At 40.2% G+C, this 16704-nt stretch carries 14 protein-coding genes; 13 read left to right on the forward strand and 1 reads right to left on the reverse strand.

The window, feature by feature from the left end:
* Window positions 1-8 precede the first annotated feature (8 nt).
* The 5 genes from menC (at window position 9) to EZV76_RS14670 (ending at window position 7165) form a co-directional block, all read left to right on the forward strand.
* Entirely contained in the window at window positions 9-1061 is a 1053-nt protein-coding gene (menC, locus tag EZV76_RS14650) for an o-succinylbenzoate synthase (protein ID WP_136567319.1), read from the forward strand.
* On the forward strand, window positions 1052-1990 hold the full coding sequence (locus EZV76_RS14655; RefSeq protein WP_136567320.1) for a CPBP family intramembrane glutamic endopeptidase: 939 nt from the start codon (window positions 1052-1054) through the stop codon (window positions 1988-1990). Before menC ends, EZV76_RS14655 begins: the two co-directional genes overlap by 10 nt.
* The gene (locus EZV76_RS14660; RefSeq protein ID WP_136567321.1) at window positions 1968-3047 is read left to right on the forward strand and encodes an AMP-binding protein; all 1080 of its coding nucleotides are present in this window, start codon (window positions 1968-1970) and stop codon (window positions 3045-3047) included. Before EZV76_RS14655 ends, EZV76_RS14660 begins: the two co-directional genes overlap by 23 nt.
* Before the next feature lie 111 nt (window positions 3048-3158).
* Window positions 3159-5276 carry a VWA domain-containing protein gene (locus tag EZV76_RS14665; RefSeq protein WP_136567322.1) on the forward strand — a complete coding sequence of 706 codons (2118 nt, stop codon included), beginning with the start codon at window positions 3159-3161 and terminating at the stop codon, window positions 5274-5276.
* A 137-nt stretch (window positions 5277-5413) separates the two neighbouring features.
* Complete coding sequence (locus EZV76_RS14670) at window positions 5414-7165, forward strand: bacterial transcriptional activator domain-containing protein (protein ID WP_136567323.1); 1752 nt, start codon at window positions 5414-5416, stop codon at window positions 7163-7165.
* A gap of 47 nt (window positions 7166-7212) precedes the next feature.
* Here EZV76_RS14670 and EZV76_RS14675 read toward each other — a convergent pair whose 3' ends face one another.
* Window positions 7213-8943 carry a carboxypeptidase-like regulatory domain-containing protein gene (locus EZV76_RS14675; protein ID WP_161594427.1) on the reverse strand — a complete coding sequence of 577 codons (1731 nt, stop codon included), beginning with the start codon at window positions 8941-8943 and terminating at the stop codon, window positions 7213-7215.
* A 195-nt stretch (window positions 8944-9138) separates the two neighbouring features.
* On the opposite strand from EZV76_RS14675, the gene EZV76_RS14680 reads away from it, so the two are divergent.
* The 8 genes from EZV76_RS14680 (at window position 9139) to EZV76_RS14710 (ending at window position 16700) form a co-directional block, all read left to right on the forward strand.
* Window positions 9139-10482 carry a M24 family metallopeptidase gene (locus EZV76_RS14680; protein ID WP_136567325.1) on the forward strand — a complete coding sequence of 448 codons (1344 nt, stop codon included), beginning with the start codon at window positions 9139-9141 and terminating at the stop codon, window positions 10480-10482.
* A 124-nt stretch (window positions 10483-10606) separates the two neighbouring features.
* Window positions 10607-11299: a hypothetical protein gene (locus EZV76_RS17325; protein WP_236640934.1), complete on the forward strand. Its 693-nt coding sequence runs from the start codon at window positions 10607-10609 to the stop codon at window positions 11297-11299.
* A 541-nt stretch (window positions 11300-11840) separates the two neighbouring features.
* The gene (locus EZV76_RS17330; protein WP_236640935.1) at window positions 11841-12389 is read left to right on the forward strand and encodes a hypothetical protein; all 549 of its coding nucleotides are present in this window, start codon (window positions 11841-11843) and stop codon (window positions 12387-12389) included.
* A 15-nt stretch (window positions 12390-12404) separates the two neighbouring features.
* Window positions 12405-12914: a hypothetical protein gene (locus EZV76_RS14690; RefSeq protein ID WP_136567327.1), complete on the forward strand. Its 510-nt coding sequence runs from the start codon at window positions 12405-12407 to the stop codon at window positions 12912-12914.
* Window positions 12915-13036: 122 nt separating this feature from the next.
* Complete coding sequence (locus EZV76_RS14695) at window positions 13037-13780, forward strand: hypothetical protein (protein ID WP_136567328.1); 744 nt, start codon at window positions 13037-13039, stop codon at window positions 13778-13780.
* A 14-nt stretch (window positions 13781-13794) separates the two neighbouring features.
* Entirely contained in the window at window positions 13795-14355 is a 561-nt protein-coding gene (locus EZV76_RS14700; protein ID WP_136567329.1) for a DUF6705 family protein, read from the forward strand.
* Window positions 14356-14443: 88 nt separating this feature from the next.
* Window positions 14444-14788, forward strand: coding sequence for a hypothetical protein (locus EZV76_RS14705; RefSeq protein WP_136567330.1), 345 nt, complete (start codon window positions 14444-14446; stop codon window positions 14786-14788).
* 157 nt (window positions 14789-14945) lie between these two features.
* Window positions 14946-16700 (forward strand): DUF2135 domain-containing protein, encoded by a 1755-nt coding sequence (locus EZV76_RS14710; protein ID WP_136567331.1) that lies wholly within the window; start codon window positions 14946-14948, stop codon window positions 16698-16700.
* The last annotated feature ends 4 nt before the right edge of the window (window positions 16701-16704 follow it).

Below are 16704 nucleotides of genomic sequence, written 5' to 3' on the forward strand. Positions count from 1 at the left end.
ACCATAGGATGAAGGCATATTATAAAAAGTACACGCTAAACTTTAAAAGGCCCAGTGGTACCTCACGTGGTGTACTCACACAAAAAGAGACCTGGTTTTTGATACTTCGGGACGGAGAGCGTCAGGGTATTGGTGAATGTGGTATTTTAAGGGGGTTGAGCGTGGATGACGTTCCAGGCTATGAAGATAAGTTGCAATGGACCTGTGCCCATATTCATTTGAAAAAAGAGGAGCTTCTGCAAAATTTGAGGGAGTTTCCCTCGATTCAGTTTGGATTGGAACAAGCATTTTTGTCCCTAAAATCCAGTGATCCTTTTGAATTGTTTCCTTCTGAATTTACCCAAAATGAAGCGCCTATACCCATAAATGGGCTAATCTGGATGGGAAATGAAGCTTTTATGCTTTCCCAACTGGAGCAAAAATTAAAAGAGGGTTTCCAATGCATCAAAATGAAAATTGGTGCCATTGATTTCAGCAAGGAGCTTTCCATCCTTGCCTCAATTCGTGAACATTTCACTCCAGATGAAATTGAACTCCGTGTAGATGCCAACGGTGCTTTTGGACCCAAAGAAGCTTTGGAAAAACTCAAACAACTGTCAGAATATCAGCTTCACTCCATAGAACAGCCCATCAAACAACAGCAACCAAAAGCCATGGCAGAACTCTGTAAAAACACACCGCTGCCCATTGCCTTGGATGAGGAGCTAATCGGCGTTTTTGATACCTCAGAAAAGGAAAAATTGCTGCAGACCATACGGCCACAATATATTATCTTGAAACCAAGTTTGGTGGGCGGATTTTCTGGAAGTCAAGAATGGATTACCCTTGCTGAGAAGCATGGAGTGGGTTGGTGGATTACCAGTGCTTTGGAAAGCAACATTGGTCTGAATGCCATTGCACAATGGACATACACTTTGGGAAACACCATGCCGCAGGGTTTGGGTACAGGAAGCCTGTATACCAACAATTTTGAAAGTCCTTTGGTGGTAGATCAAGGGACATTGAGCTATAGGGCTCGGAAGAAATGGGAAAATAATCTAATCAAAAGTTTATGTATATAGAACAAGGCTATAGAGGGGAAATCGGATTATGGAAATTTTTTGTGATACCCTTGGCATTCATGGGTTTTATGGTATTTAACTATGTGATTACGGTAAATTCGCCGGTGAGTGTAGAGGATACCATGCAACAACTCATTGCACAAATGGGCTCAAATATTGTACTGATATTTCTGCTATTGCCTTTAGCCGCCGGATTGTTGGTGGTCTTGGGATGGACCTATCTTGTACATAGACAATCCATCACTTCGTTGACCACTTCCAGAAAGAAGGTGGACTGGAAACGGGTTTTTTTCTCTTTTGGATTATGGTCGGTTCTTACCCTCATCCTCACAGGAATCGATATTTATGCATCTCCAGATAAGTATGTGCTCAATTTTGATTTGGCAAAGTTTATTCCTTTGGCCATCATTGCCATTGTTCTTATTCCCATGCAGACCAGTTTTGAAGAATATTTGTTTAGAGGACATATGATGCAGGGAATAGGTATTTTGGCCAAGAACAGATGGGTGCCCTTGGTGGTTACGTCTACTTTATTCGGATTGATGCACATTGCCAATCCCGAAGTGGAAAAACTGGGTCATGGTGTTTTGGTCTACTATATTGGAACAGGTTTTTTTCTAGGCATATTGACTCTAATGGATGAAGGATTGGAGTTGGCATTGGGATTCCATGCGGCAAACAATTTAATCACAGCTTTGCTGGTCACGGCAGATTGGACTGCTTTTCAGACCAATTCTGTTTATAAGGATATTTCAGAACCAGCCTTGGGATGGGACGTGCTGATCCCCGTTTTTGTGATTTTCCCATTACTGTTATGGTTCTTCTCAAAAAAATATGGGTGGAAAAATTGGAAACAACGATTGTTCGGAAAAGTTATGACCAAGGAAGAATTCGCGACACTTACCCATGAAGAATCCAGTTTGGCATAAAATTCACTCAGATTTCAAGCTCAATGGGGTTTCCTATTCGCCTTTAGGGATTTCCAAACTGGGCAACACTCTGGTCAATGAGGGAAATTCTTTTGAAACGGCCATGGGGGAATTTTTATTGGACTGGTTATCAGACAAACCTACTTTGACCGTTCTAACCTCTGGTTCAACCGGAACACCCAAGAGCATTAAGCTCAAGAAGGAGCACATGGTCAATTCTGCTTTGGCAACCGGTCAATATTTTAAGCTAAGGGAAGGAACAATAGCCTTACTTTGCCTTCCTTTTTCAGGGATTGCCGGTAAAATGATGCTAGTGCGTGCTATGGTCTTAGGCTGGCAGTTGGATTATGTGGAACCGTCTTCAACTCCCTTGTTGGATTCAGAAAAAAAGTATGATTTTGCTGCCATGGTCCCACTTCAAGTACAAAGTTCCTTGAAGCAATTGTATCGGGTGGACCTATTGATCATTGGTGGCGCTCCAGTGAATTCAACTCTTAAAAAGGATTTACAAACCCTTCACACCAACTGCTTTGAAACATACGGGATGACGGAGACCATAACCCATATCGCCGTAAAAGCCATCAATGGCCCCCAATGTTCCGATTTTTTTCAAACCCTTCCCGGGGTTCAAATTTCAACAGATAAAAGAGGGTGCCTAACCATTGAGGCTCCTGACATTTCTGATGAAAAGGTGGTGACCAACGATTTGGTGAGCATGGTATCCAAAAACAAGTTTGAATGGTTGGGAAGATATGATTCCATAATAAATTCTGGAGGGATAAAATTGGTTCCCGAACAGATTGAAAGAAAACTGGCCCCGATTATACCATTTCGTTTCTTTGTTGCGGGTTTGCCGGATAAAGTACTGGGTCATCGGTTGGTTTTAATCATAGAAGGAACCCAATTCGATAAAGAAAATCTGTTTGAAACGATAAGTAGCTTGAAAAGTTTGAATAAATACGAAGTCCCAAAGGAAGTCTTCAATATAAAATCCTTTGTTGAAACCAAAAGCAATAAGGTAGATCGCACCAAAACCTTAAAAAAAGTTTTTTCCTAAACTCATTCAAAGTACGGTTTTACGTTTCGTTTTTTCCCAAATACTAATTGGTGGTTTTGTATTGGCTTAATTGATTATAGGTTGGTAGTGAATCTAAAAACCATGTCAATTATGAAAAATCGAATATTCTTACTGATTTTATTTTTGGTTGGCTTCACTGTTTCTGCTCAAGGAAGAATGATTAGTGGAGTGGTAACCGACAGTGAGGGACAAGCCCTGCCCGGTGTAAACATCATTGTAAAGGAAACCAAAAAGGGAACACAAACAGATTTTGATGGAAAGTATAGTATTTCTGCATACCAAGGCCAGACCTTGGTTTTCAATTATATCGGGTTTAAGTCCAAAACTGTAAAAATTGGTTTCAACAGTACCATTAACGTACAGCTTGAAGAGGATGTGCAAGCATTGGAAGAAGTGGTTATTATGGGCTATGGTGTGCAAAGAACAAGGAGCTTGACACATTCAGTTTCAAGCGTAAAATCCAAGGCGCAGTTGAAAAAGGAAAAGCAAAAAGCCTATCATAAGTCCATTACCCAAGCTCTTCAAGGGAGTACTTCTGGGGTCCAAATTGCAAATAACAATGAATCAGTCTCGGCCCCAGAAAAAGTGTTCAATGTGAATGCTATTCCAACTAATGAGGATGAAATGCCCCTTTATATTGTGGATGGGGTGCCCATTCAAAAAATGAATAATGGTGTCATTGAAAAATTGGAACCCGCAACTATTGATAAAATGAATGTCTATAAAGGTGCCAAAGCACGTAAGATGTTCGGTTCTTCGGCAAGTGGTGGGTGTATTGTTATTACGACCAAGCAAGGAAACTACCAAATTGAGAACGACGAGAATTATGCCAAGATAACGGAGAACAAGTTTCAGCAGGTTGCCTTAAGTCCATTATCTACGTTTTCCATTGATGTGGATAAAGCATCATATAGCAATATAAGGCGCATGATAAACAACGGACAGAAGATTCCAGTAGATGCTGTAAAGATTGAGGAAATGGTAAATTATTTCAGCTATGATTATCCTGAACCCACGGAACATCCCTTTTCAATCCATACCGAAGTGGTGCAAACGCCTTGGAATCCAGATACCAAATTGGTAAAGATAGGTCTCCAGGGTAAAACATATCGCAATGAACAATTACCGCCATCTAACCTCACATTTTTGATTGATGTTTCTGGATCCATGTCCTATGCAAATAAACTGCCATTGCTTAAATCCGCATTTAAACTATTGGTAAATCAATTACGTGAGAAGGACAAAGTAGCCATAGTGGTCTATGCAGGGGCCGCAGGAGAAGTGCTCAAACCCACACGGGGAAACAAAAAAGAAGAAATCATGAAAGCCATTGAGAATCTGGAAGCAGGTGGTTCAACCGCAGGTGGGGCAGGTATTGAATTGGCCTATAAACTTGCGGAGCAAAACTTCATTAAAAATGGAAACAACCGTGTAATCTTGGCTACGGATGGTGATTTCAATGTTGGTCCTTCAAGTGACGGGGACATGGTTAGGTTGATTGAAGAAAAACGCAAGTCAGGAGTTTTTCTTTCTGTTTTGGGTTTTGGAATGGGAAATTATAAGGACTCAAAAATGGAAAAGTTGGCCGACAAGGGAAACGGAAACCATGCCTATATTGACACCATGCAAGAAGCACAAAAGGTATTTGGTCAAGAGTTTGGGGGAACTTTGTATGCCATTGCCAAGGATGTGAAAATCCAAGTGGAGTTTAACCCAATTGCGGTAAAAGGCTATCGACTGATTGGTTATGAGAACAGAATGTTGGCCGATGAGGATTTCATAGATGATACCAAAGATGCTGGGGAATTGGGAAGTGGGCATACGGTAACTGCATTATATGAAGTAATCCCTGTGGGAAATGATAACCCGTACCTTAAACCCGTACATGATTTGAAATACACGCGAACTGAGTCCAATGGAGTTCAGAATGAATTGTTTACGGTTAAACTGCGCTATAAAAATCCAGATGGACATCAAAGTCAGGAAATAAGCCATGTGGTTGAAAACAAATTGACAGAAGCTTCCGCGGAGTTTAATTTTGTTGCATCAGTAGCACTGTTCGGGCTTCACTTGCGTAAATCGCAGTTTACCAATAATAGTTCCCTTAATGATGTAGTTATTTTAGCTGAGAAGGGTATTTCGAATGACAAGGAAGGGTATAGGGCAGAATTTATACGACTTGTAAAATCCTATATGAACAGTATGTAGTAAAGCGCCTTCGGGCACTTTCCTACTTATAATTGAACCCAATCAAAAACATACTTGTTTGTTAATCACAAGAAAACCAACATTTTTTATATCTTCATAACTGATTTTTAATCAGTTATAACCGAAACCTCGGAAAAATGAAAAATATAGTATTGTTTTTGGTTTTGTGGGTTGTTTGGCCACTTTACCCCCAAGCTACAGATAGGATGATTACCGGACGGGTTACCGATGTCTGGGAAACACCCATAGCAGACGTGAACATCGTAGTGAAGGGTACAGAGCGTGGAGTGCAGACCAATGAAGAAGGAAAGTTCTCGGTGAATGCCGATACAGGGGAGGTTTTGGTGTTTTCTGCAGTAGGGTATGGCAATGTTGAAATTGAGATATTGAACATTGACGAAGTGTTTAAAATAATCCTTTCCCCAAAAACAACGAAGCTAAAAGAAGTGGTCATTGAACAGAACAAGCGTAAAACCCAAAAGGATTTAATGGAAGAGTATCCCACCAACAAAAATTTGATAAAGACCAGCTTTGGAATGTTGGACAAGGAGCGTTCTTCTACGGCTTTGGAAATTATTGATGGTGATAATTTATTGGCTGCTGGTCCGGATTTCTTGACCTCTTTGAAGAATTATCATTTTAACATGAGAGTGGTAAGGCCTCCGTTTGCCGATGATGTGACAGTCTATTTGCGGGATTTCGCGTATGGTTCCATTTCACATGATTCTTTAGGATTTGGAAAGCCCAAGGCTATTTTTGATGTGGATGGTTTTGTACAGGAAACTGCGCCGACCTATTTGTCAGGAGCAGATATTGATCGCGTGGCCATTCTTGAGCGTAATGCTGCTGTAAATAGATATGGGCCAAGGGGTGTTGGCGGAGTCATAGTGATCAACACCAAGGGCAAAAACGAAATGGATGAACTGGGATATGGCAAAAAGTATTCCAGCTCCGATGTCCGCAATAATATGAACAAACTGTTTGATGAGGCAAATTATGTTCCTGCGATCCCAGAGTATATGGAAGTATTTGGAGCGGTTTCCTCTGAAGAAAAAGCAATGGAATTGTTCCAGAAAATCAAAGGAGATCATATGGAGGATTCCTATTTTTCAATGGATATGGCCTACTATTTTAGAGAGCGTTGGAAGGATGAAAAGGTGGCAAATACCATACTTAAGGAAGTACATGAAAGATTTTCCCAAAACATGCCAGCTTTAAGAGGCCTTGCATATAGGTATGCTATGTTGGGCAAGCATGATAAGGCTTTGGAGGTTTTCTTGGAAGTATTGGAGAAAGACCCATTGTCTGCACAATCCTATTGTGATGTGGCCAGAGCCTATGCCGAAAGGATGAATCCTAAAAAGACTACTAAAGTTTATGAAGATTATCAAGTTTTGAGAACCAAAGAAGGTATTCCTTTTGATGCATACCGTACAGATCTCTTCATGACCACGGACTCTTATGGATATGTACCATCCAATAAAACTGGACCTAATTTGGAAAAAATAAGCCAAGCCATGGGTGGGGAGACTTCAGCTACCCGAATTGCTTTGTCTTGGAACAATCCCGATGTTACGATAGGATTTCAGTTGGAATCCCCAGACTCATCTTTCAAAACATGGGAAATAAAATCCCATAAAGACGAAATGGATAGAGGATATGCCAGCACCCAATTTTTTCTGAACGATGCCTTGGAAGGGGAGTGGTTGCTAAACCTGCTCTATTATGAGAGTGGAGATAAAGCTCCTACATATTTGCGGATAACCAGTTTTTTTGATTACGGCCTTCCAACGCAGCGAGTGGAAACACGGGTGCTAAAATTAACCCAAGAATATGATGGTAACGGTTTGGTGAAAATAAACACCTTTACAGGCGGATTAGGTAAATAAGGTTTTTTATTTGAAAGCAAGGGATAGAAGAAAATAGTGTAGAAGATTTATCGAAGGAGAGAAAAGTTATCAATATCCAATCTTGACTTTATTCTGCCATTCCATTTTGCCAAGGCTTCAAGGTTATCACCATAATCAGTTTCCTTGCTCATGTTTTTGGCCTCTACATTGGCTCCTTCATAAATCTCGTCGTAAATGGATTTCATTTCAGTAAAGGTCATTCCATCCTTTATTCTGGAATTCGCCAACCGTCTATAAATCTCATAGATATCAAAGAGTAAATTAATGTAAATAAGCTTGTTCTTGGTGTGCTCATGAGTAAACTCGGAAGAGCCAATATCCAATAAGGTCCTCCCTATAATTTTTCTGTTTCCTGCCAAGTCCCAATATAGATCCAGCATATAACCAATGTTGATTTGGTTTTTCCCTTTAGGTCCTGTGGTTTTTCTCAGAACATCAAAAGGAGAGTCATAGTTTTTTCCTGTTCTATATTGCTTATCGCCTTGTATCCCTTTGGGATCATTATCTGCGGCATCCCGCAAATGGTCCCAGGCAAAACGTTTGTCCTCATGCCATGAAAGAACCGATGGCCGTGCATAACTTAAATCATCAATGGGGATATAGCTGTCATAATTGATCAAGAACCCGTTTTCTTTCATGTAGTCCAAAGATCTTTGTTCACTAAAACTTTTTGGGTATTGGTAATTGGTCTCCCAAAAATCATCGGATGCCTGCAGGGCGATTATTTTATCGTAATCATTGCTAAAGGAAATGTCTTTGGTGAAATACGGCTCCTCAAAAGACCTATTGTAATCATAGAAATAAATGAATGTTCGGGAATTGATTATTTCTGAAACATCTCCCGACTTATAATCCATCTGAAATGAGAAATCCAAATACTGTATTTTCCCAAAATCCAAGGGATTAAAAACAATATTAAACTCAATTTCCATTGGGGTAAGGGAAACGGTTTCATTAATGGAGGTCAATGCGTTGGTTACGGGGTCTTTGATGCCAAGCTCAATTTTTTTGACAATTAAATTTTCATAATCCACTATCATTTTCCCATAAAACAGCCTCCCATTTGGATTTTTTGGGGTAAACGATAGAGATGCTTCTTCTTGGGTACAGGAGCTACAGTCGTCAATTCTTACCGTATATTTCCTTTTAAGGGAGTTGTAGTTCAAATTACCAGGATGGTCAGGCAATATTTGGCCGGTCTCTTCAAAAAAAGTAAAATCACTTAAAATTTGGGTGTTGTCCAGACTATAGAATGCAAATGATTTGTTCAAACCAAATCGCCCACTTTTTATAGTAAGACCCGTGATACCACCTGACAGACTTTGTTCACTATTATAAAAGCCTTCTATCTGTTCCAAGGGAATTCCTCTTACGGAAGAAGTCAATGTTAAAAAAGCCTTGCTTGAGGTGGCTTCCTTTTGCTGTCGATATTTCTGCACAATTTTGTCCAATAAGATGTATGGGTATTCTTTATCTTCCCCAGCCGTGAGTACCACTTCGTCCAAATTGGAAAAATCGGGGTCTAGATAAAGGTTGGCCTCATTCTTAAAGTGCACCAAGGCCACTTTCTTTGTTTTATAACCCAAATGTCTCACTTCCATGGAATCTTTCTGGATAAAACCCTCCACGGCAAACTTGCCATCTTCATTGGTAATGGTGTGATGGGTTTTCTCCCCAAAAATGGTAATGGTGGAATAGGGTAACGGTTGTTGGCTCGTTTTATCAAGGATGACCCCCTCGATTTTAGTTTGTGCCAAACTTGAGGTGCAAATAAAAAAAAGTAATAAGCCAATCTTTTTCATCCTTGTTCCATTAAGCGGTGGGGTTCTTTGACTTCTAAGGTAAGCATTTGATTTTTAGTCAGAAAGAAATATTCCAGTGGTTGAATCCCTTCAGAAATAGATTTGGAAAATTTATTTTGGGATTTTGTAACTTCAACCAAAATCAGCTCAATGAACAGACTACTTATTGCATTCGTTTTATTCCCACTTTGTTTACTGCATTCCCAACAAATTCTACCAGAGGTGGAACGGGCAAGGGTGGTGGACGAACTACTTGAAGACCGTTTTAACAATCTGCTTCCAAAACTTATGGATGACGTGGGTATGGATATGTGGATTGTGATTTCACGGGAATACAATGAAGACCCTGTGCTTCGCACCATGCTACCAGCTACATGGCTGAATGCTAGGCGAAGGACTATTCTGTTGTTTTATCGGAATAAGGAAAAGAACACTATTGATAAATTGGCCGTGGCACGATACAATGTGGGAAAAAGCATTGTTTCGGCATGGGATAAGGAAAAGGAACCTAACCAGTGGAAGCGATTGATGGAGTTGATTTCGGAACGAAACCCCAGTAAAATAGGGTTGAACTTTTCCAAAGACCACAATATTGCAGACGGTCTGGACAAAACAGATTATGATGAGTTCATGGCCCATCTTCCCAAAAAGTTCCATTCCCGTGTAAGCTCTGCGGAACAATTGGCAGTGCGTTGGATAGAAACACGAACCGAACGTGAAATGATCATTTATAACCAATTGGTAAGTATAACCCATGCCATTATTGCCGAGGCTTTTTCCGAAAAAGTGATTACTCCCGGAGTTACCACAACCACTGAAGTTGAGTGGTGGATGCGGCAAAAGGTGACAGATTTAGGGTTGGAGACTTGGTTTCATCCAACGGTGGATGTCCAACGTAGCAGTGAGGAATTGGTGGGGCATTTGTATTCCTTTTCTGGACGCCCAGACGATATGGTGATACTGCCCGGGGATTTGTTGCACTGTGATTTTGGTATTACTTATCTAAGATTGAATACAGATTGCCAGGAGTTGGCCTATGTATTGAAACCCGGTGAAAAAGAAGCCCCTTCCTATTTGGTGAATGCCCTTTATGATGGAAACCGCGTACAGGATTTTTTAACGAGCAACATGGTAAAAGGCAGGACCGGCAATCAAATACTGGCCAAAGCCTTGCAAGATGCCAAGGATGCAGGCCTACAACCTGCCATTTACACCCATCCGCTGGGCACCTACGGTCACTCGGCAGGAACTACCATTGGTATGTGGGATGCCCAAGGAGGGGTCATGAAGGATGATGGCGAAAATTATCCCTTAAATCCAAATACAGTCTATGCGATAGAGCTCAATGCCACGGTAAACATCCCGGAATGGAAGCGGGATATCCGTATTATGCTGGAAGAAGCTGGTTTTTTTGGGGAAGAAGGATTTAGATATGTAAACGGTAGGCAGACCCAACTGTATGTAATACCTCGAATACAATCTAATACAGATTAGGCAATTACCATTCATAAGACAAAATAGGGCATCCATAAAACCATACAGGCCATCTGTCAAATTGGACTACATTTTTTGATGTAAAAAACTACATTTATGGAGTAAAAAACAAAACATCAAGAAAATGAAAAAACTACTTCCTTATCTCGCCTTTTCATTGTTGCTGGTAGTGACATTCTTAAGCTGTGAAGAAGAACCCCATTTAGAGTTGGATTCTCCTGAAACAATCACAGAAGTGCCCCGTTCTAGCTTCAACAGCAGGTCGTATGTGAACATGGACGATATCCCAGAGGTCATTGGCAGTCTGGAGAAGCGTATGGGCAGCAAGGTATCCAAATCGGGTCTAGGTCTGGGTAATAAGATCACCGCCAAGGATTACGAGGTATTTCTGGACAGCATTGCCCAAGTGGCGAATGAAGGCTCCAATACCAACTATACCTTTGCATTGGATGTAAAGGGCGCTGGGCCAAACGAGTTCTATAACCTTGTGGTGGGGAAGACGCCGGATGGCGAAATCAAAGATCCCATTGTGGTGCGGTATGCCTTGGAGCAGGAAGATATGGACTATTTTATGAACGGTGGCACCGACCTTAAAAGACTCAATGCCAAGTACAGCTACTACAATTTTGAACGGTTCTTTGATGAAAACCTCAAAATGACGGCCTCCGGTACAGGGGACTGCGGCAGTGGCTATATTGGAGGGGGCCAGCGGGGGAGGTCCCACCGTGCCACCAGGGGGATCTATACAGACCAGTGGCTTTGGGGTCACGGTGACCACCAACTTCCAAACTGGGCATGTGACCACGGTACCCTATAACTTCAATATCTCGGTCACAGATGAAAACGGCAATACCGAAGTGAGTACAGGATATGCCACTAGCCAAAATCTGGACGGGACCTTTGCGACGACCTATGGGCAGGGAGATGTTCAGGTAAAAACCTTTCCGCCTACAACGGCTACAATAAACCAAGATACTAGGCAACAGAATAACTACCTAGGGATGCCTTGTACCAGTGTTTCTTATTTGGATGGTGCAGGTTGGAATGTGAATAATTGTGACCAATCAAATTCGGGGCAGAGCAACAAGGGCACCCTTACTGCAAAGGCGGGGGATTGCGAGATCCCCGAAGGCTCCATGGCCACCTTGACCACCTTTACCTTGATGATTTTAAACAAGACTAGTGGTTATATTGGCCTAAACCTTGCCAATCCGGTAGATTGGTCGCGCTACCTTTGGCTCTCGCACCGGGTAATCCCGGTCTGTATCCCCATTAACCAGTTTGTGGAGGGACATGGGCAGAGTAATGAGGCGAAGACTTTGGTGGCAAATGCACAATTAAAAATGATGCAGGAAAATATGATCAATTATAACCCTCTGGTCAAGTATCCTGAAAATAGCACTTATGAAACAGATTATCCAAGACTCACGGAATATTTAAAGAATGAATTGCCTAATATAGCAGATAATCAAATTGTAGTCAATCTGATTCATGATTATACAGATACCCCAAAAGAAACTATAAAAGAAGCCCTTCAATGGGGAAAAGGCCCCGAAATTGTTATCACAGATTTAGATGGCGATAAGGTCGGTTCCTACAGAGGCTTTTTTGATTCTTCTGAGCTTAATAAATTATATTTGGATACTGGTTTGGTGCTAGCACTGGAGAATGCCCCTAGTATTGAAGCTTCAAGTGCCTTGAGTTTTTTTATAGCAATAACAATTTTACATGAGTATAGCCATTTGGGAGATACGGTTTATGGGGATTCTTTCTGGGGTAATGGTTGGTTGGACTGTGGATTTTGCGATGAAAATGAGGTTGGGAAATTGTTTGAGGGAGAGCTTTTTGATGAGGAGATTTGGTGGGATAATTATGAAATTATTTTTAAACGAACAGGAGGTTTTTAAATTATTTTTGACTTAATGAAATTAATGATTGCTGCATATTTTTTTTTATTTCAGCTAGTTGCGTATGGACAGGATACAAATACGGATTCTTGTGACATATACTTATTGTCCTTAGCAAAGCGAATAGAAAAAAAGAACTATCCTGTTGTGATAAAGTTTGAATTTAGAATGTCTGAGTCTTTGCTTTCAGGTTTGGAAAGCTCAAATTTAATAGATTCTGAGATACTGGGTCAACTTAAAAGTCAACAGAATCGTTTTACATTTACCAAAAAAGCATGTGATAAAGTAAGGTCGTTGTTTATTGACCAAAAAGTTTATAATAATGCAAGTACTTTAGAAGAGTATGTGCTCATTAATTTGGCAGAGCCAATCTTCACCAATGAGTCAGAAGCCTATCTATTTTTCGATCATTTGATAATGATAACAGGAAGAGGGGTTGCAGGTGGTGGTTCAATTCTACAAATTTTTTGCAAAAAAGATGAGCAATGGTACATCAAGTCAACCGATATTTTGGAAATGTACTGATTAGTTAATTTTTAGGTTAATCACTAAATATAGGCCTTAACCTGGCGGTACCTGTAGATTGGTCGCGCTACCTTTGGCTTTCGCACCGGGTAATCCCGGTCTGTATCCCCATCAACCAGTTTGTGGAGGGGGAAGGACAGAGTAATGAGGCGAAGGAGATTTCGGATGATATTGCCCTTGATATGATGGAAGGCATTGAAATTACGGATATTTTTGAAGAGTTTGGAAATAGGCAGTTTTTGAAGGATATCGTCGAAAGCCCTTCATTTCAGACCACCAAAACTATTTTGGAAGCAGCCACGGCAGCTTCATCAAATAGTAAGGAAAAACTCTATGCTGGCACCATAACCAACAATGCACCCATAAATTATACTTTTTTGGGAGAATCTGGTATCAACCAAGGCGAGATTATCTTGCAGAATCCCATCAATTCACCTGTTACCTCTCTTTTTCACAACCATTACCTTAAAGCCAATACCGGTAACCCCACAGATGGTCGGCTTCTAAAAACCTTTTCGCCTGCAGACGTGCTTAACTTTTTTGTTTTGGCAAACGCCAACCTTATCCAGGATCTTGATACCTTTAACCTTATCTTGATGACTCCGGACAATGATTTGCATGCTATAATGATTGCGGATCAGAGTATATTCGCATCCCATTTAGCCACCATGCAGCAGGGCAACTTTCAGGACAATCTGGAAGTTTTTGAATTGTTGTTGAATTTTAAATATGGTAATCAAAATGATCCGATAAATTCAAATATAGATAGTGGATTGGCCGCCAAACGTCTTCATGCCATATTAAAAGATTATGGGTTGGTTATATTCGAATTTGATGAATCAAAAAACAAATGGGTTAGACCATAGAAATTAGATGCGAAATGAAACGTTTTTTTATATTGGGTACAATTGTACTTTTTTTGGGGTGTAATTCCAACTTAAAACTATATGATCAACATGCTTTACTCAAACCTATTAAAAGAGTAAAAGATGATTTCTATATTAAGGATTTTAGTAACAGTTATAAAAGACTTGAAGGTAATTGGGTTTGGGGAAGTGGGAAGGATACACTTGTGTTGAAATTCACACCAATTTTTAAAAAAAAATATGAAGAGAATATTTTCGGTTACAAAAATGCTTATTATGATACCTGTCTAATTACCTTAAAATATCTTAGTAATGGGACGGAGATATTAAATACCCTTGATAAAATACGCACAGAAAATTGTCTTTATGCAGGTCATTTAGAGATTATTACCACTATGTTTTATGTGTATAACAAGTGCCGTTTAGGAGTCTTTGACCAACCCGTATTGATGTTTGCAGGCAATGATTTAGTCTTGGTCAACAAGTGGAACGAGGAAGAAGGCGTTTTCTTTGAAAAGGATGGGGAATATAAAATTGTCATTCCTCGGACAATTACCTTAAAACGATTGGAATAATAGATAGATTGGTTACGGAACCTTTGGCTATTGCAGCGAGTGATTCCCATATGTATAGGGATAGTTTCCCAAGGTTAACATCAGCAAAATGAAAAAGGTATTAATAAGTTTTGTTTTATCCATCTTATTCTTGTCCTGTGATTGTAAAAATTGCGGAGATCACAGGGAGTTTGTTATTACAGATTTCTCTAAAAAAAGAGTAGATACCCTTATCCCGTATGAAAACAAAAGCTATGTTGCTTACTTTATAAAAGTTAAAGGCAATGTCAACGATACTATCAAAATCCAAAGAGAAGGGTATTATGACATGAATCTATATGGAACAATAGATACGTTAATAAATGGGGATTATTACGGGACTGAAAATGTTATTTGGACTTTTGATCCCTATAGGGCAACCAAAGGAAAACTGGAAATTGAATATGGTCTTTAATCTTTTTGAACAGGGTCGTATGGATATCGTGTAAAATCCTCACTAAAGAATAGGTTGGTTATGTCTTTGTCGTACTTAATGCGGAATTTGTTGGAACGCTGAAGAACGTATTGAAATAATGGTTAAATTATAAGCGTATGCCACAAAAAAATACAATATGGATTTAGCCCGCATCATCTTAAAAATGATGTTTGTGCTGGCCTGTTTTCAAGTAACGGCGCAAGAGTCTTCAATTACCATTTCGGGGAGAGTAACCGATGGGGACAGACCTCTACCCAATGTAAACATTACGGTGGAAAACAGCTCCGTTAAAACAGTTTCAGATAGGGAAGGAAAATATAAAATAATGGCCAAACCCTACCAGACCCTGCTTTTTACAAGAATGGGATTAAAAACCGTTAGATTGATCTTGGAAGATGTTTCCTCCATAATGAACATCGAAATGTATCCCCAAATTCAGGAATTGGATGAGGTGATTGTGGAAAAAACAAAGATCAAAAGAGAAGCAGAACTTCAGAAAGAATACCAGAACAATAAAAACCTGATCCGAACGGCCTTCGGGATTATGGACAAAGACAAGATTGGTTATTCCATGCGGGTCATTGATGGCAACAGTTTGGCTGCCATAGGAATAGACTTCTTAACTGCCCTACAAGCAAGGGTGCCCGGAATGCGCGTGGTGCGCTCCCCGAACGACCCCACCAATCCACAGGTCTACCTTAGGGGAGGTAGGGGCATCTCCACTTCGCCCCCCGCTGCTTTTGAAGTGGATGGAACAATTTTTCAAGGTGTGCCCACCTTCATTCCTGTACAGAACATTGATCGTATTGCTGTGATCCCTTCCGTAGGTGCTGGGGCAAGGTATGGTAGACAGGCCAGCGGTGGACTTATCATAATCAACACAAAATCTGGAAATGCGCTTTATGAAACAGGAACAAGCAATCCGTTCGATTTTGCAAAAGTGAGAAACAATATTTTTGAACCATCCGATGTCCACGGATTTGAAAATACCACCAAACCCCAATACTTGCTGGATTTTCAAAATTCAAGTTCCGTTAAAGAAGCTTATGCGATTTTTGAAAAAGAACGGTTGATCAGGGGAGACCGGTTTGATTTTTTCTTGGATGCCGCTGATTTTTTCATGTCGCGAGGAGCAGCGTCTAAATCGGAGGAAATAATTTCCATGGCCAAAGGAAAATTTTCAAGCAACCCGAATACCTTAAAGGCCATTGCCTATTGGTATGAGAAAAATAACGATTATGGGAGCGCCATTGACATCTATGAAGAGGTGCTCAAAAAAAGACCGCGACATGGGCAATCGTTTCGGGATTTGGCCAATGCCCACTATACTAATGGCGATTTTAAGAAAAGTTTGGAAATCTATTCCAGATATATTGTATCCAGAAACCTGGACACTTCGGTAAAAGAAGAGGAAGGCATAGATGCCATCATAAAAACAGAGTTTCAGAATGTATTGAAATCGAATTCTGCGGAAATGTCCAATACAACCATACAAACTGGCATGTATGACAATTTTTCGGGGTCAAGGGTGCTATTGGAGTGGAATAATGGTGAAGCTGAATTTGACCTACAGTTTGTTAATCCTGACAACAGGTTCTATACATGGAGCCATACGTATGAAAAAAATAGCGAACAAATCAATCTGGAAAAAATCAAGGGGTTTTCATCCAAGCAATTTATGATAGATGAAATGTTCAGAGGGGTTTGGCAGGTAAATTTGAAATACTTTGGAAACAAGTCATATCTGCCAACGTATATAAAGGCCACGGTTTTTCACAACTTTGGTCAGGAAAATGAAACAAGAAAATCTTATTATTTTAAATTGGTAGATAAAGAGGTAAACCAAAAATTGTTTTCCATTGTCAATAATCCCGAAAAAGAGGCTAAATAACCCA

Source organism: Flagellimonas alvinocaridis (genome assembly GCF_004916895.1).
GTDB lineage: Bacteria > Bacteroidota > Bacteroidia > Flavobacteriales > Flavobacteriaceae > Flagellimonas > Flagellimonas alvinocaridis.

Coding starts and splice junctions, on each gene's coding strand:
- EZV76_RS14665 (WP_136567322.1), top strand. CDS start 3,159: ATGAAAAATCGAATATTCTTACTGATTTTATTTTTGGTTGGCTTCACT.
- EZV76_RS14680 (WP_136567325.1), top strand. CDS start 9,139: ATGAACAGACTACTTATTGCATTCGTTTTATTCCCACTTTGTTTACTG.
- EZV76_RS14700 (WP_136567329.1), top strand. CDS start 13,795: ATGAAACGTTTTTTTATATTGGGTACAATTGTACTTTTTTTGGGGTGT.
- EZV76_RS14705 (WP_136567330.1), top strand. CDS start 14,444: ATGAAAAAGGTATTAATAAGTTTTGTTTTATCCATCTTATTCTTGTCC.
- EZV76_RS14655 (WP_136567320.1), top strand. CDS start 1,052: ATGTATATAGAACAAGGCTATAGAGGGGAAATCGGATTATGGAAATTT.
- menC (WP_136567319.1), top strand. CDS start 9: ATGAAGGCATATTATAAAAAGTACACGCTAAACTTTAAAAGGCCCAGT.
- EZV76_RS14660 (WP_136567321.1), top strand. CDS start 1,968: ATGAAGAATCCAGTTTGGCATAAAATTCACTCAGATTTCAAGCTCAAT.
- EZV76_RS14690 (WP_136567327.1), top strand. CDS start 12,405: ATGAAATTAATGATTGCTGCATATTTTTTTTTATTTCAGCTAGTTGCG.
- EZV76_RS14670 (WP_136567323.1), top strand. CDS start 5,414: ATGAAAAATATAGTATTGTTTTTGGTTTTGTGGGTTGTTTGGCCACTT.
- EZV76_RS17325 (WP_236640934.1), top strand. CDS start 10,607: ATGAAAAAACTACTTCCTTATCTCGCCTTTTCATTGTTGCTGGTAGTG.
- EZV76_RS17330 (WP_236640935.1), top strand. CDS start 11,841: ATGATCAATTATAACCCTCTGGTCAAGTATCCTGAAAATAGCACTTAT.
- EZV76_RS14710 (WP_136567331.1), top strand. CDS start 14,946: ATGGATTTAGCCCGCATCATCTTAAAAATGATGTTTGTGCTGGCCTGT.